The 2225-nt window shown below is 70.8% G+C and carries 1 protein-coding gene and 2 pseudogenes; all 3 read left to right on the forward strand.

Annotation, left to right across the window (positions count from 1 at the left end; translation table 11 throughout):
• Positions 1-128: 128 nt before the first annotated feature.
• Positions 129-191 (forward strand): annotated as a pseudogene (locus tag VF697_RS43570) (SEC-C metal-binding domain-containing protein); the annotation flags it as partial.
• A 63-nt stretch (positions 192-254) separates the two neighbouring features.
• Positions 255-1409, forward strand: a complete 1155-nt coding sequence (locus VF697_RS25375; RefSeq protein ID WP_331099287.1) for a hypothetical protein — start codon at positions 255-257, stop codon at positions 1407-1409.
• A 123-nt stretch (positions 1410-1532) separates the two neighbouring features.
• Positions 1533-2225, forward strand: a pseudogene (locus VF697_RS25380) (hypothetical protein); the annotation flags it as partial.

A 2225-nucleotide genomic window follows, 5' to 3' on the forward strand; every position in this document is an offset into this window, starting at 1 on the left:
AGAAGAGAGGGAAGGGGGACGCGGTGGGTGAGACCCGGAGTCCGTGCCCGGCCGGGTCGCTGGGTGGGTGGGAGAAGTAGTGTCCGGCGACGCGACTTCCCGAGTCAGAAGTGTTATGTGTCGGCGCCATGCCACCTCGCAATGAGCTGTGTCCTTGCAGCAGCGGACGGAAGTACAAGCAATGCTGTCTGGGTGAGACCCGGCGCTCCGGAGGGAGCGCCCCCCCATCCCCGAGCGACCCGCCGCCCTCCGGGGTGGATGCGGTCACCGCCGAGGCGGCGCGCCTGGCTCAGCAGGTGCTGGTGTCCCCCAACCGCTTGCAACGGGCCTCCGACGGGATGGTCCTGCTGCGGAGGATGTTCCAGGAGGGTGGGCCGCTGGCGGCCCTGCGCTGGTCCTGGGACGAGTTCGTTCCCGTCGTCGAACGGCACATCTTCCGGGTGACGGACGAGGTGGAGGACATGGACGAGCGGAGGGCGCGGCTGTTCGAGCGCTGCGCTCCGGAGTTGCTCGACCCCGAGCGGGTGGAGCGCTTCGACCGGGAGTTGGGCCGGGTGCTGATGGAGCCGGGGCGGACGCTGGAGGAGCGGTGCGCCCTGGCCGTGGCGGTGTTGAATGTACGGATGGCTCCACGTCATCCGCCGTACACGTCCAGGCGGCACCACACGGTGGCGTGGCTGATGATGGCGCAGGTCTCCGAGTGGGCGGCGCGCTACGAGCGCATGCGCGTGTCCGTGAGCCAGGGCGCTGGCGAGGAACCCGACGGGTGGCAAGGGCCGGGAATGAGCGCGCGGGCCCTGCGGCGGGCCGTGGAGGAACCGGAGGCGCTGATGGGGGCCGTGAAGGACGCCGTGGCCGCCGACCCGCTGATGCTGGAAATCGCGGAGAACTACGAGCAGGCGATCCTGCACTCCATCCTCTACGGCCGCACGCCCGAGGTGCTGCACGGAGAGGAGTGGCTGTGGATGACGGTGGTGCTGCGCGAGTCCCTGCGGGTGGAGCCGGAGCAGGCGCAGGACGTGGATGTGGAGACGCTGTGGGTCAGGCTCGACGAGGAGGTGAAGCAGGCCGTCCTGTCGAGGGTGGAGGCGGCCAGTCGGGACCGGTCCTCGCTCCCGGAGGCGCAGCAGTGGTTCGGGTGGGCGTACAAGGTCCTCCGGGTGCGTCCGCTGGCGTTCTTCGGTGCCTTCGCGAAGGCACGCGAGGCGCCCCTGCGAGAGCGTTTCGAGGGGGAGGCCGACCTGGTGTGGGAACTCCAGCGGCGCGAGCGGTGGCGCGCGGAGGACCTGGAGGCCTACCGGTTGAACCTGGAGGCGCGCGGTGCCCACGGGGCCGAGCAGCGGGTGCGGCGGCTCCAGGCCTTGCTGCGCGGGGAGTCCGCTCCGGCGGACCCCGGCTTCAAGATGTGAGGGGCATCAGGGGCGGAGCGTGGAGGCGTGTGAGCCCTCGGGTGCCGATTGACGAACGTGTCAGGCGGCACCTGTACTTCGGGTCGTGCTCCAGGTTCGGGGGCACGGCCAGGAAGGCTCCGCATGTCACGCTGGGTGGTTCCGCTGCTGTTCGCGCTCCTCGTGGGGTGTAGCGGGGCGACGCGAGTCGTCCGCCTCGACACGGGCACGGGCCCTCCCCTCGTGCATGTGGCGCGCGGGGGCGTGGAGCCGGTGGAGCTGGACGAAGAGGCGTTCCAGGAGGCCATGGGGGAGCACGTTCGCGCTGTGCCGTCCGCCGCTCGGCCACTGGAGTACGCCCGGCGGTTGTTCGGCGTACCCGAGCGAAGTGGCTGGTTCCGGTACGAGGGCAGGGGCCGACGGCTGACGCTGCTGGACGCGCGAGAGAGCCAGGAGGTGGGAGTGGCGCCAGCGGACGCGGAGCTGACGCGCCGCTACCTGCTGTGGTGCGAGCGGACCTGGGGCGCGGGGGATTGTCTGCGCCTGCTGGTGGACGGCCCCGTGCTGGACGGCGATAGCAGGTACGCGCTGGCCATGGCCATGGCCCAGGGCTCGGTGCTGGGAGCCATGAAGGGCGAGCTGGGGCGGATGGTGAGCCCCACGGCGGTGGTCGCCACGCTGGTGGGGGCCCTGACGATGTATGCCGTCTTGTTGTCTCTCCCCGAGCCCGTCTCGAAGGGGGTGGCCGTGCTGATGACGTTGGGCGCGGTGGCGTACCTGGGCTGGGACACGGTGTGGAAGCTCATCGAGGGCTGGCGGGTGCTGATGGAGGAGGTG

This window comes from Archangium sp., from assembly GCF_036388035.1.
Classification (GTDB): domain Bacteria; phylum Myxococcota; class Myxococcia; order Myxococcales; family Myxococcaceae; genus Archangium.